Raw genomic sequence first — 17,960 nt, forward strand, 5'->3', positions numbered from 1 at the left:
TTCAAATTCGAATATTCTGTATTAAAACCATATTCGTTTGCTTTAGCAAGCAACTATTGAGGAGTTTGAATCGGCATGGGCCAGATGACACGCCAAGATCAGATTATTAAAGTCGTTCGCGAAAAAGGTTACGTCTCTATCGAAGAGTTGGCAGCGCAGTTTAATGTGACCCCTCAAACCATTCGTCGTGATATCAATACGCTGGCCGACCAAAACATCATTCGTCGCCATCATGGCGGTGCTAGCTGCGAGTCTTCTACTACGAATGTAGATTACAACACACGCCAAGCGTTACAGCTCGATGCTAAAAAACAGATCGCTAAGCACATCGCCAAAGAAATCCCAAACGGCGCTTCTTTGTTTATTAATATCGGCACCACAACTGAAGAAGTGGCTCGCGCATTACTGCAGCACCATAACCTAAAGATCATTACCAATAACATCAATGTTGCGTCGATCCTGCGTACCAAAGAAGGCTTCAACGTTATTGTTGCAGGGGGAACGGTTCGTAGCCGAGACGGCGGTATCATTGGTGAGGCCACGGTAGACTTCATAAATCAGTTTCGCGTGGATTACGGTATCATTGGTATCAGTGCCATTGATCAAGAAGATGGCTCTCTATTAGATTACGATTACCAAGAGGTACGTGTCGCACAGAGTATTATCTCCAACTCACGGGAAGTCTTTCTGGCAGCCGATCATGCGAAATTTGGCCGTAGTGCCATGGTGCGCTTAGGCAATATCACCCAGGTAGATCGCTTATTCAGTGATGCAGAACCCCCAAAATCTATTAAAGCCTTATTAAAAGAACACTCGGTAAAATTTGAACTGTGTGAGTAATCCTGACACAGTTCACGCTTTCTTACTCTGTCACAAGCCTTTTCCATTCTGAACACCTCTCCTCCTTTTCAAAGCCTCACGTTCAACAACTGTCACATTTGTTTGATAATTTTTTAATCAATCAGCTTGCCAAAGCGAACATCTAGTTCTAGTATTCGAACAATTATTTTCATTTTCGAAAATAAAAGTTCACATTCAAACTTATAAATGTATTCGAGAGGGACTGAGCATGACCCACAGACACGTTGATCTTTTCATTGTCGGTGGCGGCATCAATGGTGCAGGCATAGCAGCTGATGCAGCAGGCAGAGGCTTATCGGTAGCGCTGTGTGAAATGAACGATTTAGCCAACGCTACGTCTTCGTCTAGCAGCAAGCTGATTCACGGTGGCTTAAGATATCTAGAGCATTACGAATTTCGTTTGGTACGTGAAGCGTTAAGCGAGCGTGAAGTATTGCTAAAGAATGCGCCTCATCTGGTGACTCCCATGCGCTTTCAAATGCCTCACCGCCCTCATCTTCGCCCTGCTTGGTTAATCCGCCTTGGTCTTTTCCTTTATGACCATATTGGCAAGCGCGAAATGTTACCTGGCTCAAAAGGCGTAAAGTATGGCGCTGACAGCCCTCTTAAACAGGACATTTCTCAGGGGTTTGAATACTCAGACTGTTGGGTTGATGACGCACGCTTAGTCGTTGCCAACGCCATGAGTGCCAGAGAACACGGCGCCCTGATCATGACTCGCACCCGTTGTGAGTCGGCTAAGCGTGAAAACGGTGTTTGGGTAATCGACGTGGTTCATACCGAAACGGGCGAAAGCCAACGTTTTACAGCGGATGGCATGGTCAATGCCGCAGGTCCTTGGGTTTCGAGCTTTATTGAATCGAAGCTAGAGCGTAAAGCACCCTACAGCATTCGAATGATCAAAGGCAGCCACATTGTTGTGCCGAAGCTGTTTGAGCAAAGTAATTCTTTTATCATGCAAAACGCTGACAAGCGTATCGTGTTTGCCATCCCCTACCGAGATCAATACACATTGATCGGCACTACAGATGAAGAATACCATGGCGATCCAAAAGATGTGTCTATTAGTGATGCCGAAACGGATTACATTCTTGATGTGGCCAATCAGCATTTTAAAACCCAGCTGTCTAAAAAGGACATCGTCTGGACTTACTCAGGGGTTCGCCCACTACTTAACGATGAGTCGTCTAACGCCTCAGCGGTCACCCGTGACTACACGCTTCATGTGGAAGATGACCACGGAAAAGCACCATTGTTAAGCATCTTTGGCGGAAAGATCACGACTTATCGTCAACTGGCGTTATCAGCCATGAAAGATCTAAAAGAGTATTACCCTAATATGGGCAAAGAATGGACCCATGCACACCCACTGCCTGGCGGCGATATGAGCAATGACCATCTGGCCTTCGCACAGAAGCTGCTACAAGAGTTTCCATTCCTTACTCAAGCGCAGTCAAAGCGCTTTACAGGAAGCTACGGTACTCAAGCCTATGTTCTATTGGGTGAAGCCACTTCAGTGAGTGATTTGGGCGAGTGCTTTGGCCAAGACCTCTATAAAAAAGAAGTCGACTATCTAATGGAGCATGAGTGGGCAAGAACAGCCGAAGACATCTTATGGCGCCGTTCTAAACTCGGACTGGAATTCACGACAGAGCAATGTGCTCGTTTAGAAAGTTACTTGAAAAGTGAGCTGGCAAACGACGAAATACTGATGAGCGAACAAATCGCTTAAACCAGATAGTTAAAATGAAAAAGAGTGCTCTCAGCACTCTTTATTCACTAGTAAACTGAAGGATCGCCTTCATTAGGGCGAGTTTTAAAGCGGCGATGCAGCCACATGTATTGCGCTTTATTACGGCTGATTAACTCTTCAATAATTTGATTGCCGCGGATAGCGTCCACCGTTTCGTTTTCACCTGGGAAATTCTCTAATGGCGCGCCAATTTCTATATTGTAGCCTTTGTCGTCAGCGTTACGCTCCACAAAGAATGGCAGCACTTTCGCTTTGCCAAGTTTCGCCAATGTTGTGCCGCCAGTGATAGTCGCCGCATCCGGCACAGCAAAGAATGGGATAAACACAGCACTTGAACGACCGAAGTCTTGGTCTGCGGTGTACCAAATAACATCTGGCGCGCGTAAGCTTCGCACCATTTGTCGCATGTCTTTTTTCGGGATCAAAGCTTTGTTCGAACGCAAACGGCCTTTAACTTGTAGATATTCCATCACTGGATTGTTGTGCGGGCGGTACACCCCAACACCAGGATTAAACTGACCAAAGATACGCGCTCCCATTTCCAGTGGTAAACAATGCACCGCAAACAAGATGACGCCTTGCCCATTGTCCAACGTGCTCTGAACATGCTCTTGGCCTTTGATGGTCATATGGCGTTGCACACGCTCATCAGACCACCACCAACCACAGATCGTATCAAAAATAGCTTTACCAGCTTCTTCGAAATTACGGACTAATAAATCGTGGCGCTCTTCTGGGCTCGCATCAGGAAAACAAAGCTCTAAATTACGTTTCGCCGTTCTGACTCGGCTTTTAGCGTACTTCATGATCAGACGACCGATAAGTTTACCCAGTCCCATCTGCCATGGTAACGGCAACATGGACACTAAACGTCCTAAACCGATACCGAACCAAAGTCCCCAATGTTTGGGATGGAGCAATGCCTTAGAGAATTGCGCTTGTTCTACCACGTCTTATTACACCCATTAAAAATTCGCCGCCATTCTAACGTATCTTGCGTAAAATTTTGAGTTCGTAGAGACAAATAAAGCCCCATATAGGGCAATGCTGTTCACTTAAGAAAAAAACAGCATAATTAGTTAAAATCCAGTAACCATCAGGCTACTGGATTTTTTTATGCCTCTTCACCAAACCTTGCTTGAAATCGACGAACTACACCAATTCTCAGACCAAAGTACTTTTACTCAAAACATCCCTGTTGAATGGGTCGAATCCGCCCTTACGCTCACTCAGAGTGCAACCATTCGTAGGCGGCGATTACCATCAGATCAGGTGCTTTGGTTAGTGTTAGGCATGTCGCTCTTCAGAGATGAACCTATTGCTGATGTGGCACGACGTTTAAACATCTGCTCCCAAGGCTTGGCTAATGACTGTTTACTAGCAAAAAGTGGCATTTCTTCCGCTCGCCAGCGGTTAGGTCCCCAGCCTCTTGAGTGGTTATTTCGCAAAACAGGTTATCACTGGGGAAGTGAGCGTTACCCAGCAGATGACTGGAATGGATTGCAAGTTTTCGCTGTTGATGGTGCGTTGTTCCGAACGCCTGACACGCCCGAGTTACGAGAGCACTTTGGGTCTGGTAACACCTCGACTAACCGTCAAACACCTTATCCTATGCTAAGGCTAGTCAGTCTTATGAATACAAGGTCTCACATCATGCTTGATGCCCAAATCAGTCCCTATCGCAAAGGTGAAATTCGAATGGCTGAGAACTTTGTATCTCGTATCCCTGACCACTCTGTAACACTGCTAGATAAAGGTTTTTGGGGAGCCGACCTTTTGCTCAGCATCAATCGTGACAATGACAATCGCCATTGGTTAATCCCTGCTCGTAAGGGATTGGTTTATGAGGAGGTTGAGCAGTACAACTCACGGGATAGATTACTGCGCATGAAGGTCTCAGATCAGGCTAGAAAACGCAATTCAAGCCTACCTGAATACTGGGATGTCCGCGCTGTGACTTATGAAATCAATAAGGTTGAGAAGACGGTTTATACTTCCTTGCCCTATGCGAAATTCAATACAGAAATGGTGAGCAAGTTATACCATGAGCGCTGGGAAATCGAACTAGGCTTTAGAGATATCAAAAGCTCAATGAACAATAATGCTCTCACTCTTAGAAGCAAGAAGGTGGAACTGATTTATCAGGAGGTTTGGAGTTTATTACTAGCCTACAATGTTGTAAGGCGTGAAGCAGGGCAAGTAGCCATTGCTTATCAGAAATCCCCAAGTGAAATAAGCTTTAAGGCGGCATACTGCTATATTGCGAGTCAGCTCATTGTGATGGCACAAGCACAACCAGTATCAAAGACAGGAACTCGCTTAGCTCACCTAAGATCAGGTATTGGAGAGTTGTGTATAAACTACCGTTCTAGGCCTTCTAGACCTAGGACGGTAAAGATAAACAAGACCCGTTATCCGGTGAATCGCAATGCTGCTCCCCTTAAGTGAACAGCATTGCCATATAGGGGCTTTATGAGAAGCACTAAGGTTAAAAGGAGTTATTGCTGCAAAGTTGCAATGAATTCATCCGATTCTTTAATCGCTTCACTCATCTCGTTAATCAGACCTGAAATGTCAGTTCTTAGGCTTGCGAACTCGCCCTTGATCGCACTAACCGCAGCGGCATTCAGGTTATGCTTCAAATACAATACATTATCATTCAGGGTTGCCAGTACTGGCGCCATTTTAGACTCCGCTTGATGCATACTGCGAAGCATTTGGCTGAACTGACGCTTAGTCGCGTTCAGTTTGTCTTCACTTGCACGGCGTAGCTTACTGTTCGTGTATTGATCGAGCTCGTCTTCCCATTCATCAAACAAGTCGTTAGCGACCTCTTCTACGTTATCGATTTTTTTCGATACACGCTCCGCCGCGGCTTTACTGTTTTGATAATCGTCATTTAGATCGTTGTAAATGTCTTCGTAATCGCCACCATCAAAATCGGTCAACACCACCAAACGCTGGTAAGCTGTTTGAAACTCTTCTTGGCTGTCTTTTTGACTATCACGAACATCTTCAACTCGATCCACCAAGATGTCTCGCTTATCAATGCCAATTTTTTCCATGGCACCATAGTAGGCCGTTTGACAGCCAGCTAATGACATCAACAACACTGCACCCATGGTTTTAACGACCATACCTTTCATATATTTTTCCTTATCGATCCGTTATCTGTTGAATATTGTCTCGACTGTTAACAAGGATTACAACCTTTCGCAGCCCAGCTTTCATATTAGGTATCATTATAAATCTTCCATACTGAGGCTTATCCTATCAGACATGTAATCCAGAAAAGCCGTTATTCGGCTGGCAAGTGTGGTATTGCGATAATACACCGCATGCACGGGCTCCCGCTCATTCGGGCTAACTGTGTCTTGCTCCAATACTTTGATGAGACGGCCACTTTTTAAATCTTGCATAATCATAAATTCAGATAACAACGCAAAACCTTGTCCTGCAAGGCATAGTTGGCGCATGGTTTCACCACTACTGCAATGCAAAGTTGGGCGCAGAGTCACTGCAGAAGAAAGCGGCCAACGATTCAAATGAGGGGCATCGGTAAACCCCAACACCTGATGTTTTAGCAAGTCTTCTGGCACTCGTGGAGCACCATAGCGATTAAGATACTCTGGCGATGCGACAACATGCAAAGGGCTTTTGCCAAAGTATCGCGCATGCAGATTTGAATCCTTAAGCGAACCGATCCTAAAAGCCAAATCCGTGCGGCGCTCAATCAAATCTATGATATTTTCATTTGCCACCAACTCCAGCTCCACCTGCGGGTAGCGTTCGCGAAAGCCTGCCACGTGGGGGACTAGTTGATGCAAGATAAAAGGTGTTGCTGCATCAACTCTCAAGCGTCCCGCAGGAATGCCTTTTAGTACTTTTAATTCCTCTTCTGCAGCAGCGAGTTGTTGCAAGCCTAGGCGTACTTGCTGGGTGAACTGACGTCCCTCTTCCGTTAACTCAAGCCTTCTAGTCGTTCGGTTTAATAGCGTGCTATCCAATTCTTTTTCAAGGCGACTGACGGCACGAGACACTTTCGCCACTTGAATATCTAGAATCCGTGCAGCCGAAGAAAAACTGCCACTATCCACTACCGTGAGAAGAATTTCGAGATCTTCGTTACGAGAAATTATTGTCATTTTTGTAAAAGTAATTTGTTGTTGATGCTGTTTTTGCAAAAAATAGCATTGGGCATACTGACACGCAAGTTCAACATAACCTCAACTGGAGATTGAAATGCCCATTGCTCTACTGGCACTGACCCTCAGTGCATTCGCGATTGGTACGACCGAGTTCGTTATTGTCGGTTTGGTACCTACTATCGCTCAAGACCTTAGTGTGTCCTTGCCCTCAGCTGGCTTGTTGGTTAGCTTGTACGCTTTAGGCGTGGCCATTGGCGCCCCGGTATTAACCGCTCTGACTGGTCGCTGGCCCAGAAAACATGTCTTACTTTCGGTCATGACATTATTTGTGATTGGTAATGTGCTGGCTTGGATGGCCCCTAGCTACGGCTCACTGATCACAGCCCGCATCCTTACCGGTCTTGCTCACGGTGTGTTCTTTTCTATCGGCTCAACCATCGCAACGGGGTTGGTTAGTAAAGATAAAGAAGCCAGTGCTATTGCCATCATGTTCACCGGTCTTACCGTAGCTCTAGTAACTGGTGTGCCGCTAGGCACATGGATCGGCCAAAACTTTGGTTGGCGTGCGACCTTTATGGTGGTTGCTGTTCTTGGCTTTATCGCACTGATCGGTAGTGCTTTATTGATCCCTAAAAACTTAAAGCAATCAGCCCCTGCGCGTATCTCACAGCAGCTTAGTGTTCTGACTCAACCACGTTTATTACTGGTCTATGCCATGACAGCGGTTGGTTACGGCGGCACTTTTACTGCCTTCACTTATCTTGCGCCTATTTTGCAGCAGGTGTCAGGTTTTGATGCCAGTGCTGTAGGGCTGATCATGCTGGTCTATGGCGTCTCTGTTGCGTTCGGCAATATCTGGGGTGGTCGTTTGGCAGACCGCTTGGGACCAATCAAAGCTTTGAGCTACATCTTTACTGCGCTGGCTGCCGTTCTTCTAGTGTTCACGTTTACCGCAAGCAACTCTGTGGCAGCGGTACTGACGATCTTAGTTTGGGGAGCCTTTGCCTTTGGCAATGTACCAGGCCTTCAGGTCTATGTTGTGCAATTGGCAGAGAAATACACACCTAACGCCGTGGATGTGGCATCTGGTTTAAACATCGCCGCCTTTAACGTAGGCATTGCTTTAGGCTCGATTCTTGGCGGCGTCATTATTGAGCGCATGTCTCTCATGGACACCGCTTGGATTGGCGCCATCATTGTTGTCATTGCACTCATACTGACCCGCTTTTCTGGATCTTTGGATCAGCGTCAAACCTCTGCTCAAGCAGCACTTTAACCCTTATCATTACATTAATAGGAGCATTTTATGAATACGATCCCATCACTTGGTTTTGGCACCTTTCGTCTAGAAGGCGACATCGCATATCAATCCGTAAAGTCTGCATTGGAAGTTGGCTACCGCCATATCGATACCGCACAAATTTATGGTAATGAAGCTGAAGTTGGTCAAGCCATTGCTGACAGTGGCATTGATCGCTCAGAGCTGTTTATCACAACAAAAGTTTGGCTCGACAATTTAGCTACTGAGCACTTTTTAAAGAGTGTTCAAGAGAGCCTAACCAAATTGCAGATTGACCAGGTAGATCTTCTGCTTATTCACTGGCCTGATGCGACTAACAAGATTCCTTTGACCTCTTATCTTGATGACTTAGCTCAGGCTCAAAAACAGGGTTTAACCAAACACATAGGCGTTTCTAACTTCACCATCCAACATTTGGAGCAAACCATTCAACAATTAGGTGAGGGAGCAATATTTACCAACCAGATCGAAGTGCACCCCTATTTGCAAAATCGTCAGGTCATTGACTACTGCCAGCAACACAATATTCGTGTAACTGGCTTCATGCCTCTTGCTGTCGGTAAAGTCATGGAAGATGCAGTGTTACAGTCCATTGCCAAAGCTCACCAAACCTCCGTCGCGAATGTGGCGCTTGCTTGGCAGTTACAGCAAGGGTTTATTACTATTCCATCTTCCACCAAACGCGCAAATCAAGAGGCTAATTTAGCTGCATTCGATTTAGCACTGACGAACGAAGACATGCAACGAATCGCTGGACTTGAAGCCAACGAGCGCATTGCAAACCCAGACTTTTCTCCTAAATGGGACTAATAGAGGTCGTTAAATATGATTCACGTAATCGCAGCAATTGACGCAAAACCTGACTGCAAACAAGCCATCTTAACGGAGCTTCTGGCTATTCGTCCCGAGGTGCTGCTAGAAGATGGTTGCCTAGAGTATACGCCACTGGCGTTAAGGCCCAATGCATTAGGCATGGAAGTAACAAACCATCCACATCGCTTAACCCTTGTTGAAAAGTGGGCATCTGAAGAACATTTAAAGCGCCATTTAGAAACAGGGCATTTTCTGCGCTATAAAGCAGTAACGGAAGACTTAGTGGAAGCTGTTAGCATTAACGTTTTTGAGCCGTTAGCGTAACGGCTAGGTGAATAGAAATCGCCCTATTAATTGATATTTTTAGGGCGATTTTTCTTATGAAAAATCTCGCTGAGCTAAACGGAAGTTCGACTTTGACGCTCTAACCAATCAAAAAACAACATCGCTTCATGAGACAGGTCTGTGCCTGACTTGCGCACCAAATAGAAAGACTCACTAGCAGGGATACGTTGATCAAACAGTTCCACTAATCGACCATCGGCGAGCATATCTTCCACCATGGATGAACGTGCCAACGCTACCCCTACGCCAAGCTCTGCTAGACGCAACGACGCCAATAACGTATCCAGTTGCATACCGCGAGAAGGATCGACCTGATCCTCATTGATCATCGATAACCAATAGCCCCAGCCTTCTTCGTAACCAAGTACATGCAGCAAGGTGGTTTTAGCTAAATCACTAGGATTTTCAATCGCTTCTCGTTCCATAAGCTCTGGTGAGCAGACAGGAAATAAAGTATCCCAGCTTAGGCGCTGAGATACATAACCGGACCACTGGCCATTGCCCCAACGAATTTCAAAGTCATCGTCCGCATCGGTGTCTTTCACCCATAGGGAGCTGATATAGCGAATGTCGATGTTTGGGTGTAACTGGTTAAACTCCGCCAAGCGCGGTGCCAACCAATGAACAAAGAAGGATAAACTGCCACGAATTTTTACTGGCGTGCGCTGATCCGAGTTGAACAGTTCATTGGTGGCGGCGGCTAGGCGAGAAATAGAATCTTGGACCACAGGCAGATAAGACATGCCTTCATCGGTCAAAGTTAAACCGCGTGGCAAGCGCTTAAATAAGGCGACACCAAGATGACGCTCTAACAAGCGAATTTGCTGGCTGACCGCACCTTGCGTTAGATGTAGTTCTTGGGCAGCTTTGGTAAAGTTCAAACTGCGTGCAGAGACTTCGAAGGTGCGTAACCAGTTTAATGGGGGAAGTGTTTTCTCATTCATCAAAGCACCCAAGCGCCGACCGTTTCGATTAGAAAGGCGCTTAGAGTACCTGACCTAGAAAACGTTGCAAGCGCGGGTGTTCAGAATTAAAGAAACGCTCTGGGGATTCTTCAAGTACTAGCTCGCCCTCTTCCATAAAGACCACTCGATCGGCCACTTCACGGGCAAAGCCCATCTCATGAGTTACCACGACCATAGTCATCCCTTCTTTGGCCAAGCCTTTCATGACATCCAGCACTTCTCCGACCATTTCAGGATCTAGGGCACTGGTTGGTTCATCAAAAAGCAGTGCTTTAGGCTTCATAGCAAGAGAGCGAGCGATGGCAACACGCTGTTGCTGACCACCGGATAAACGTGATGGATAGTGCTCCATGCGCTCATGCAATCCGACTCGGTAAAGTAAGTCTTTAGCTTCTTGCTCTACCTCAGCTTTATCACGCCTCAGTACCTTTAGTGGCGCCAGCATGACATTGCCTAGTGCTGTTTTGTGCGGAAACAAATTAAACGATTGAAACACCATGCCCACTTCTTCTCGAAGCTTGTTGATGTCAGTGCTTTTATCCGCCAAATGCACGCCGTCAATTTCAATTCGACCAGAGCTAATGGTCTCGAGCTGATTAAGCGTACGCAGAAAAGTAGACTTACCTGAGCCACTCGGACCGATGATTACCACGACTTCACCACGGTGAATGTCGAGCGATACGTTTTTCAACGCGTGGCAGCCATTTTCAAAGACTTTATCCACGTCTCGCGCTTGAATTAACACTTCTTGTTTGATGGACTTAGTCACTGGCAGCTAACCTCTTTTCTAGTCGTTGGATGGCCCAAGATAAGCTACCTGTCACCAGCAAATATAATGCGGCGACCGTAAACCACACTTCAAATGGCGCAAAGCTGCCACTGACTACTTCTCGGCCAGCCTTAGTCAAGTCGGTAATCGAGATCACCGATACCAAGGACGAGTCTTTGATCAAGTTGATGAACTGTCCAGCCAGAGACGGTAGCGTTCGTTTGATGGCTTGTGGCATCACTACATAGATCATCGCTTTGGCATAGCTCATCCCTAACGAGCGAGCCGCTTCCATTTGACCAGGGGGCACGGATTGAATACCGCCGCGAACGATTTCAGCAACGTATGCTCCGGTGAAAATCGATAATGCCGCAACGCCCGCTGTAAATCGGTCGAGATCAAACACGGTGCCGATAAAGAAGTAGACGATGAATATCTGCACCAATAAAGGCGTGCCACGGATGACTTCTACGTAAGTCACTGCCAAATTGCGCCATACTTGGCCATGGGCCACACGCATCAAGCCAAAAATAATTCCAAGAAGAATGGAAAAAATCAGCGATAAAAAAGAGATCTTAATAGTGACCCATAAACCCTCGGCAATCGGTCCAAAGCGCCAGCCTTCGATACGGGCAATTGTGTCCCCTTGAAAGATCAAGTCACCATCACGGGCCACCAACTTATCATATTCAGGAACGATCTGAGGCGAACCGCCAAAGTCAGGGGTGATACTTAGCTGACCGGAAGAACTGACCACTGCAGTCCCATCGGTTTGGGCAATAATGTCCTGCGGCTCAGTGTTAATGACATAAGGCCATAAGCGCTCCCAATGCCAACTGTAGTTGATTTTCTGTCCTGAAAAATACACGCCAGCTATTAAAGCGGCCATGATGACAAGGTATAAGCCGTGGCCAAACCAGCGGCGTGATGATGTCTGCATGATGTCTCTTTTTATAGAAAAAGAGCCTAACATGTTAGGCTCTTGGTATGTCTCGCTTATCGATTCAGCGTTTACTGAATGCTATCTACCCAAGCATCTGAATTAAACCACTTATCGTAAATACGGTCGTAAGTACCGTCTTTCTTAATCTGAACAAGATAGTTATTTAAGAAGTTGATGAAATTTATATCATTTTGACGGATAGCCCAACCTAACGGCTCGTAGGTAAAGGCTTCGTCTAAATGCACAACACCTTCCTTATTCTGCGCCGCATACATGGCATTGTATGGTAGGTCATAAACAAATGCGTCCGCCTTACCATTTTTCACCTGAAGAACAGAGTCTGCCGACGTTTCAAACAGGTCTAACTGTGCATTAGGGAAATATTTCTTTGCTGCCATCGCACCGGTTGTGCCAATTTGAGAAACCAATCGGAACTTAGGATCATTCAAATCACGGAAGCTATCAATTTGTGCCGCGACTTCTGGCGTGACTAATACCGTTTGCCCCATTTCTAGGTAAGTGTCAGCGAACATCACTTTTAAATTACGCTCAGGTGTAATGGCCATGCCGCCGTTGATGATGTCACATTTGCCGGTTTGTAAGGCAGGGATAATACCGTCCCAAGCAGTGTTAACAGGGACAAATTTCACGCCCATAGAACGTGCCATATGTTTTGAGATGTCGATATCAAAACCAATAAAACGACCATCTTTGGTTTTCATTTCAAAAGGAATGTAGCCAGCTTCAAAGCACACTTTTAACTCACCGGTTGAAAGGATGTTATCGATCGCTGAATCCGCCGCGTTGGCGAAACTGCCGCCTAACATTGAACCTGCTAGAGCTAAGCCAGCCAGTGCTTTCTTGAAACCTAGTTTCATGTCATTCCTCATCATCTATTTTGTTTTGAAGGCACTCTCACAGTGGTAAACCACTGCGCCTATTAGAGAGACCTGTAAGGGGGACTAAATATACCCAAAACTAAAAAGAAGTAGTATCGACAGGATCCAGCCCTAAGACCCAAGTATTTTAATGGCTAGACAGCATTTGATTGATTCTCTGCCCATTATAGTCATAAAAACGTACTTTTGACCCTTTAAAAGTAATTAATGCGATTTTATTTCCGGATTGACCTCGCTAGAATGAGCGCCAATCAAATCTTGCTAGGAATACAATCATGACGACAATCACCATACTTGATGGCGGCATGGGCCGCGAACTAGAACGACGCGGTGCGCCTTTCAAACAACCTGAATGGTCTGCCTTGGCCATGATGGAAGCACCTGAGATCGTAAAAGACGTACATAAAGCGTTTATCGCGGCAGGTTCTCGTGTTATCACGACCAACAGTTACGCTCTCGTACCGTTTCACATTGGTGAAGAGGTTTTTAAACAGCGCGCTGTAGAATTGGCGATTGATTCTGCCAAAGTTGCAAGGCAAGCGGTTGCGGAAAGCGGCGAAGATGTAAAAATTGCCGGCTCTCTTGCGCCGCTTTTCGGTTCATACCGTGCTGATTTATATGAAGCGGAACGTGCGGAAGAAATCGCTCGACCATTGATCACAGCGTTAGCACCATATGTTGACCTTTGGCTGAATGAAACTCAGAGCTTATTAGCAGAAACCTTGTTAATGAAGAAGCTGGTTGACGAACTAGACAGCGAGAAAAAACCTTACTGGGTGTCTTTCACTCTTGAAGATTCAGAACCAACCCCTGAGCCTTGCCTACGCTCTGGGGAAACGGTTGTTGAAGCAGTGAAAGCCATGGCTGAAGCAGGTGTCGATGGTATCTTGTTTAACTGCTGCCAACCTGAAATCATCGCCGATGCAATTGCTCTGACCAAACAAGTCTTAGCAGAAATGAATACAGAGCTTCAGATCGGTGCTTACGCCAACGCGTTTCCTCCACAGCCTAAAAACGCAACGGCTAACGACGGCTTAGATGAATTGCGTGCCGACCTCACACCAGAGTCTTACTTAGTTTGGGCTGAGAAATGGTGCGAGCTGGGTGCGACACTGATCGGCGGCTGCTGTGGCATTGGCCCAGATCATATTGCCGCGCTTGCTAAGCGTTTGTAACGTCTGTTGATAAATTATTAAAAACAAAGCTCTATCTTTAAGCTTAGCGATAGGGCTTTGATTAGATGGCTACATTTGCTTAAACAAATGCATATTACTTCGACTAACCGGCAGCGTTTTCCCAATCTCTTTTAGTGAGACCGTTAAATTTCCATTCTCATCCTTGTTCACACATTTAATGTGACTAACCTGCACCAAGGCAGAACGATGAATTCTCCAAAATTCCTGTGGATTGAGTTCATCCATAAGTTGCTTAATGGATTTTTTAATAAGGTACTCACCCTCCTCTGTAACCACCGTCGTGTATTTATCTTCTGCTATAAAACAGCTGATATTGCTGACGTTAATTACATGAATTGCATCGCCTCGAGAGGCATTAACCCATTGCAGAGATTGGTTCGAGTGTTGTGGTAATAGCTGATTTAACTGCTGAGCATCCAGCTCATATTTAACCGTTGTTTGTGATCGTTTCTGAAGTCGTTGAACACACTCCAAAAGACGTTTTTCATCGACTGGTTTAAGCAAGTAATCCAATGCTTCATGCTCAAAAGCCGCAATAGCGTGCTCATCATAAGCTGTAACAAACACCAAGTTACCTTGAAATCCAGAGTCACGTAACTGTTTTGCTGTTTCAATTCCACTTAGTCCAGGCATTTTTATATCCATAAAAACCGTATGAATATCTATTTCACTGGCGACATTGATTGCTTCGATACCTGAACCCACCGCCATAATTTGATCAATATCTTGCCACAGCTCCTGAAGTATTTTTTGCAAGTGGAAACGTAATAGCGGCTCATCATCAACCACCATGATATGGATCGGCTTCTCTGTTTTAATGTTTGACATGATCCTGTCCGTGTATCGTTAGAGGTGGCATATCCAAAGGCCAGCGAAGCTGTACCTGACAACCAGATATTTGCTTTTGCTCACTGTAAACATTCTCTATCTGAAATGTTGCCCGCTCACCATAGATTAACAACAAACGCTGACGAATGTTTTTCAGGGCAATACCATGTTTTTTATCAGAGACTTCAGAGCTTTGCCAATTTGGCGCTAAGCCTAGGCCAGAGTCCAGAATGGTCACATAACAATGCTCTCCTTTCACCTTGACCAAAACCTTAATAGCACCACCTTTTAAGCTGGGTTCTATTCCATGGACAATGGCATTTTCAACCAATGGTTGCAGTAAAAATGGAGGGCATTCTATCGCCCCTACATCGTCTAATACTTGGATATCATAATTTAGTCGGTCTCCCATTCTTACTTTCTGAATCGATAAATAGGCCGTTACTAAATCCAACTCTTCAGTTAGCTTAATACGAGGTTGTTTTATCTTACTCATGGAAACACGCAGTAAACTCGTTAGATCATCGAGCATATGCTTGGCATCGTTCGGTCTGATATCAATCAGTACTTGTATATTCGCTAACGTATTGAACAAAAAGTGCGGCTCAATTTGAGATTGCAACATTTGGTAATTTGATTCCGCTAATTGCTTTTCTTGCATGAGTGTTTTCATCTTTTGCTCTTGCAACTCGCGCTCTTTTCGACTCAACCTATGAGCATTGTAAAAGATGTAAGTGACTAGCATGCTAAATAGCACTTTCAATAATAGATCTGACCAAGAAGCATTTAACACGGCATCAAACGAATCATAGACCTGATAAAGCAAATACCCCATCCCGATCACAACACCACCGAAATAGCCCAGTATTGTGGCCCCTAAAACCGAGAGTTTATTTTTAAGACAATGAATACTGAGACGAATACAGGATAAACAAGCAGCACCAAATACCAAAGAGATCTGCAGAGTCATCCAAAATTCACCCGCTTCAGTAACCCAAATCACGACAGCAATCAGACCACAATAGATGAGAACGGTTAAAGTGTCTTTCAGAAGCTCATGACGCTGCCAAAAAGCATGAAATGGCCGTTTATTCATAGGTTTTAACCTTTTTATAGAGATCAAGTTGATACCAGCCCATCACCAAGAACCAAACCATGCTACCCAAACCAAAAACACCACCTAATTCAGTCAACATTGGCACCGATGTTAACACCCCAAAACAACCAAATATCACCGCAACCCATTTCAGCCAACGATTAATAGTGTCATCATTAGCCAAGCTTAGTCCTAGCATAGCAAGCCATACGCCCCCCACTAACTCATTACCACCCCCAATACCATTCAGCAGCATGTGAAGGGTATACCAAAGTGATATCGCGATGTCTTGCTGATGCGGCATAAGTTGCAAAATCATGTAGGTGCCAACATTAGCCAACATGCCACATGTGATGGTTAGCCCTGACCAGAGATAGCCGAAGATCAAGGCAATTGAAGAAAGTACCCCAGCTTCAAGGTAAGGCTTTATTCCCACCTGCAAAGCAATCAGCGCGACACCAAATACAATGTAAATCACAAAATACCATACGTACATCAGTGTCGAATGTGATGACATCAGGTTTAACTGCGTGAGGACATCATGTGTCATATCACCATAGGCGGCGGTGACAAATACTGAGAAGTAAACAACCAGTCCGACCAAAAAACTTAGGCCAGCCACCACACTTGCTGACCCAGCCAGCAAGTGTGATTGAGACTTTCTAAGAATTTCCATAAGTATCACCTAAAAGCGATAGAATACAGACAGAGCACCACTCCAGTAGCCAGACTCTTCTACTATAGGGCTGTCAGCGATCCCACTGCCCAAGTAGTCATAAGCAACTTGTGTCGCTACATGCCATTCAGGTGTGATGGGGTATACGTGTGTTATCGAAGCATTTGCATTAGTCGCGGCTTTCCCTTTATAAGAAGCAAAACGACTATTTGCTTCAGCCGCCCTTACACCATAATAATAATCCACAAGCTCTTCTGATTGATGCTGAATGGCAACCGCTGGAATAAATATACCGGCTTCAGTTTCCAACTTTTTGGATAGCATCAGCTTTGCTTCATAACCTTCATGCGTATCAGACACATCGGAAGAAATCGCCGTTGTAATATCCACTAAAGGCGTAAAGTGCGTCCAGTGAAGGGCCAGCTCTGTAGCATCATCTCGCTCTTTTAAATGTTTTAACAAACCGTTTTCATCATGATCAATCACAGATTCACGAACAATAAAAACCGCACTTAACTGATCGCTTTCGCCAAGCTGACCAGACACTCCAAGCCCATCGGGACCGGCAATAAAAACACCGTATTCTAGGTTTAAATAAGGGCGAACCTCAGCTTTATTTTCTTCTCCAAAAACATGGCTTTGAGCCCCCAGTAAAGAAAGCCCTAAATCGGCATTCCATTCCGTAGCTTGAATAGCGCAGCTCGCGCCTATTAAGGAGAAATAGGCGCTGTATTTCAGCGCCGCTAATAATGTTGCATTTTTCATGTTGTTTCACTCAGTCTGTTTTATATATTCAAAAGGGAATGTGTTCAGAACACAGGAGGAAAGATCCCATAAAACAGACAAGCGAAAATGGTGAGGTGATAAGAAGTAATATAAGTCGATGAACGGAAGAATACTAAGATAAAGCAATCCCCTCTAGGCTGTTATGCCTTTTTCACAAATTTTGCTGTGACAAACATATCTCCAGCGCCATCCACCTTACAATCAAGTTGATGGTCTTTACCTTCTTTGATGCGTTTGATCAGCGCTTTCGTACCAATTTTTAGCACCATAGAGCTACCTTTGACTTTGAGGTCTTTTGCTAAAGTGACTTTGTCGCCTTCAGATAACAAAGTACCGTTCGCATCTGTAACCGAAAACTCGCCATCATCTTCTACTTCGTTAGGGTTCCACTCATAAGCACACTCTGGACAAATAAGATTAAGTTGATCCTGATAGACATATTCTGATTGGCATTTTGGGCAAGGTGGTAAAGACATGTGTTGCTTCTTTTACATATAAAGTGATCGTTAATTTTAACCTTAAACGACTTTTTGAACGATAGGCAAACTAGCTAAAATGCAAAAGCCCCTGAAAGTTACCTTT

19 protein-coding genes are annotated in these 17,960 nt (G+C 45.1%); 7 read left to right on the forward strand and 12 right to left on the reverse strand.

The annotated features are described in order from the left end of the window. The first annotated feature begins 75 nt into the window (after nt 1-75). Together ACXAC1_RS00720 and glpD are read left to right on the forward strand one after the other, a co-directional pair. Nucleotides 76-840: a DeoR/GlpR family transcriptional regulator gene (locus tag ACXAC1_RS00720; RefSeq protein ID WP_475057645.1), complete on the forward strand. Its 765-nt coding sequence runs from the start codon at nt 76-78 to the stop codon at nt 838-840. 229 nt (nt 841-1,069) lie between these two features. After that, nucleotides 1,070-2,593 carry a glycerol-3-phosphate dehydrogenase gene (gene glpD, locus ACXAC1_RS00725; RefSeq protein ID WP_475057648.1) on the forward strand — a complete coding sequence of 508 codons (1,524 nt, stop codon included), beginning with the start codon at nt 1,070-1,072 and terminating at the stop codon, nt 2,591-2,593. Between the two features lie 47 nt (nt 2,594-2,640). On the opposite strand, the gene ACXAC1_RS00730 is transcribed toward glpD, so the two are convergent. Beyond that, a complete protein-coding gene (locus ACXAC1_RS00730) occupies nt 2,641-3,564 on the reverse strand; it encodes an LpxL/LpxP family Kdo(2)-lipid IV(A) lauroyl/palmitoleoyl acyltransferase (protein WP_475057651.1) in 924 nt (307 codons plus the stop codon). Between the two features lie 166 nt (nt 3,565-3,730). Between ACXAC1_RS00730 and ACXAC1_RS00735 the strand changes: the two genes are divergently transcribed. After that, nucleotides 3,731-5,062: an IS4 family transposase gene (locus tag ACXAC1_RS00735; protein WP_475057654.1), complete on the forward strand. Its 1,332-nt coding sequence runs from the start codon at nt 3,731-3,733 to the stop codon at nt 5,060-5,062. 50 nt (nt 5,063-5,112) lie between these two features. Here ACXAC1_RS00735 and ACXAC1_RS00740 read toward each other — a convergent pair whose 3' ends face one another. Both ACXAC1_RS00740 and ACXAC1_RS00745 read right to left on the reverse strand, forming a co-directional pair. Then, the gene (locus ACXAC1_RS00740; protein ID WP_273102569.1) at nt 5,113-5,760 is read right to left on the reverse strand and encodes a DUF2959 domain-containing protein; all 648 of its coding nucleotides are present in this window, start codon (nt 5,758-5,760) and stop codon (nt 5,113-5,115) included. A gap of 96 nt (nt 5,761-5,856) precedes the next feature. Continuing rightward, nucleotides 5,857-6,759 carry a LysR family transcriptional regulator gene (locus tag ACXAC1_RS00745; protein ID WP_133560257.1) on the reverse strand — a complete coding sequence of 301 codons (903 nt, stop codon included), beginning with the start codon at nt 6,757-6,759 and terminating at the stop codon, nt 5,857-5,859. Between the two features lie 97 nt (nt 6,760-6,856). On the opposite strand from ACXAC1_RS00745, the gene ACXAC1_RS00750 reads away from it, so the two are divergent. From ACXAC1_RS00750 to ACXAC1_RS00760, 3 genes are read left to right on the forward strand one after another with little or no spacing between them, the layout of a single operon-like run. Continuing rightward, entirely contained in the window at nt 6,857-8,038 is a 1,182-nt protein-coding gene (locus tag ACXAC1_RS00750) for an MFS transporter (protein WP_475057657.1), read from the forward strand. Between the two features lie 30 nt (nt 8,039-8,068). Beyond that, nucleotides 8,069-8,872 (forward strand): 2,5-didehydrogluconate reductase DkgB, encoded by an 804-nt coding sequence (gene dkgB, locus ACXAC1_RS00755; protein ID WP_475057659.1) that lies wholly within the window; start codon nt 8,069-8,071, stop codon nt 8,870-8,872. Between the two features lie 15 nt (nt 8,873-8,887). After that, nucleotides 8,888-9,199, forward strand: coding sequence for a putative quinol monooxygenase (locus ACXAC1_RS00760; protein ID WP_475057662.1), 312 nt, complete (start codon nt 8,888-8,890; stop codon nt 9,197-9,199). A gap of 74 nt (nt 9,200-9,273) precedes the next feature. Here the strand turns inward: ACXAC1_RS00760 and ACXAC1_RS00765 are convergent, their stop codons facing one another. The 4 genes from ACXAC1_RS00765 to ACXAC1_RS00780 form a co-directional block, all read right to left on the reverse strand. Next, nucleotides 9,274-10,164, reverse strand: a complete 891-nt coding sequence (locus ACXAC1_RS00765; protein ID WP_475057665.1) for a LysR substrate-binding domain-containing protein — start codon at nt 10,162-10,164, stop codon at nt 9,274-9,276. Nucleotides 10,165-10,204: 40 nt separating this feature from the next. After that, a complete protein-coding gene (locus ACXAC1_RS00770) occupies nt 10,205-10,954 on the reverse strand; it encodes an amino acid ABC transporter ATP-binding protein (RefSeq protein ID WP_475057668.1) in 750 nt (249 codons plus the stop codon). Next, nucleotides 10,947-11,894: an amino acid ABC transporter permease gene (locus ACXAC1_RS00775; RefSeq protein WP_475057671.1), complete on the reverse strand. Its 948-nt coding sequence runs from the start codon at nt 11,892-11,894 to the stop codon at nt 10,947-10,949. Before ACXAC1_RS00775 ends, ACXAC1_RS00770 begins: the two co-directional genes overlap by 8 nt. Before the next feature lie 71 nt (nt 11,895-11,965). Then, entirely contained in the window at nt 11,966-12,775 is an 810-nt protein-coding gene (locus ACXAC1_RS00780) for a transporter substrate-binding domain-containing protein (protein WP_475057674.1), read from the reverse strand. A 296-nt stretch (nt 12,776-13,071) separates the two neighbouring features. On the opposite strand from ACXAC1_RS00780, the gene ACXAC1_RS00785 reads away from it, so the two are divergent. Continuing rightward, nucleotides 13,072-13,971, forward strand: a complete 900-nt coding sequence (locus ACXAC1_RS00785) for a homocysteine S-methyltransferase family protein (RefSeq protein ID WP_475057677.1) — start codon at nt 13,072-13,074, stop codon at nt 13,969-13,971. A gap of 69 nt (nt 13,972-14,040) precedes the next feature. Here the strand turns inward: ACXAC1_RS00785 and ACXAC1_RS00790 are convergent, their stop codons facing one another. The 5 genes from ACXAC1_RS00790 to ACXAC1_RS00810 all read right to left on the reverse strand — a co-directional run bounded on the left by ACXAC1_RS00790 (nt 14,041) and on the right by ACXAC1_RS00810 (nt 17,854). After that, the gene (locus ACXAC1_RS00790; protein ID WP_475057680.1) at nt 14,041-14,820 is read right to left on the reverse strand and encodes a LytR/AlgR family response regulator transcription factor; all 780 of its coding nucleotides are present in this window, start codon (nt 14,818-14,820) and stop codon (nt 14,041-14,043) included. Beyond that, on the reverse strand, nt 14,807-15,916 hold the full coding sequence (locus ACXAC1_RS00795) for a sensor histidine kinase (RefSeq protein WP_475057683.1): 1,110 nt from the start codon (nt 15,914-15,916) through the stop codon (nt 14,807-14,809). The genes ACXAC1_RS00790 and ACXAC1_RS00795 overlap by 14 nt, the downstream gene beginning before the upstream one ends. Further along, entirely contained in the window at nt 15,909-16,592 is a 684-nt protein-coding gene (locus ACXAC1_RS00800) for a hypothetical protein (RefSeq protein WP_475057686.1), read from the reverse strand. Before ACXAC1_RS00800 ends, ACXAC1_RS00795 begins: the two co-directional genes overlap by 8 nt. Before the next feature lie 9 nt (nt 16,593-16,601). Further along, nucleotides 16,602-17,357 (reverse strand): MipA/OmpV family protein, encoded by a 756-nt coding sequence (locus tag ACXAC1_RS00805; protein ID WP_475057689.1) that lies wholly within the window; start codon nt 17,355-17,357, stop codon nt 16,602-16,604. 161 nt (nt 17,358-17,518) lie between these two features. Beyond that, entirely contained in the window at nt 17,519-17,854 is a 336-nt protein-coding gene (locus ACXAC1_RS00810; RefSeq protein ID WP_475057692.1) for a zinc ribbon domain-containing protein YjdM, read from the reverse strand. Between the last annotated feature and the right edge of the window lie 106 nt (nt 17,855-17,960).

Source organism: Marinomonas sp. AWM4_232, from assembly GCF_056158325.1.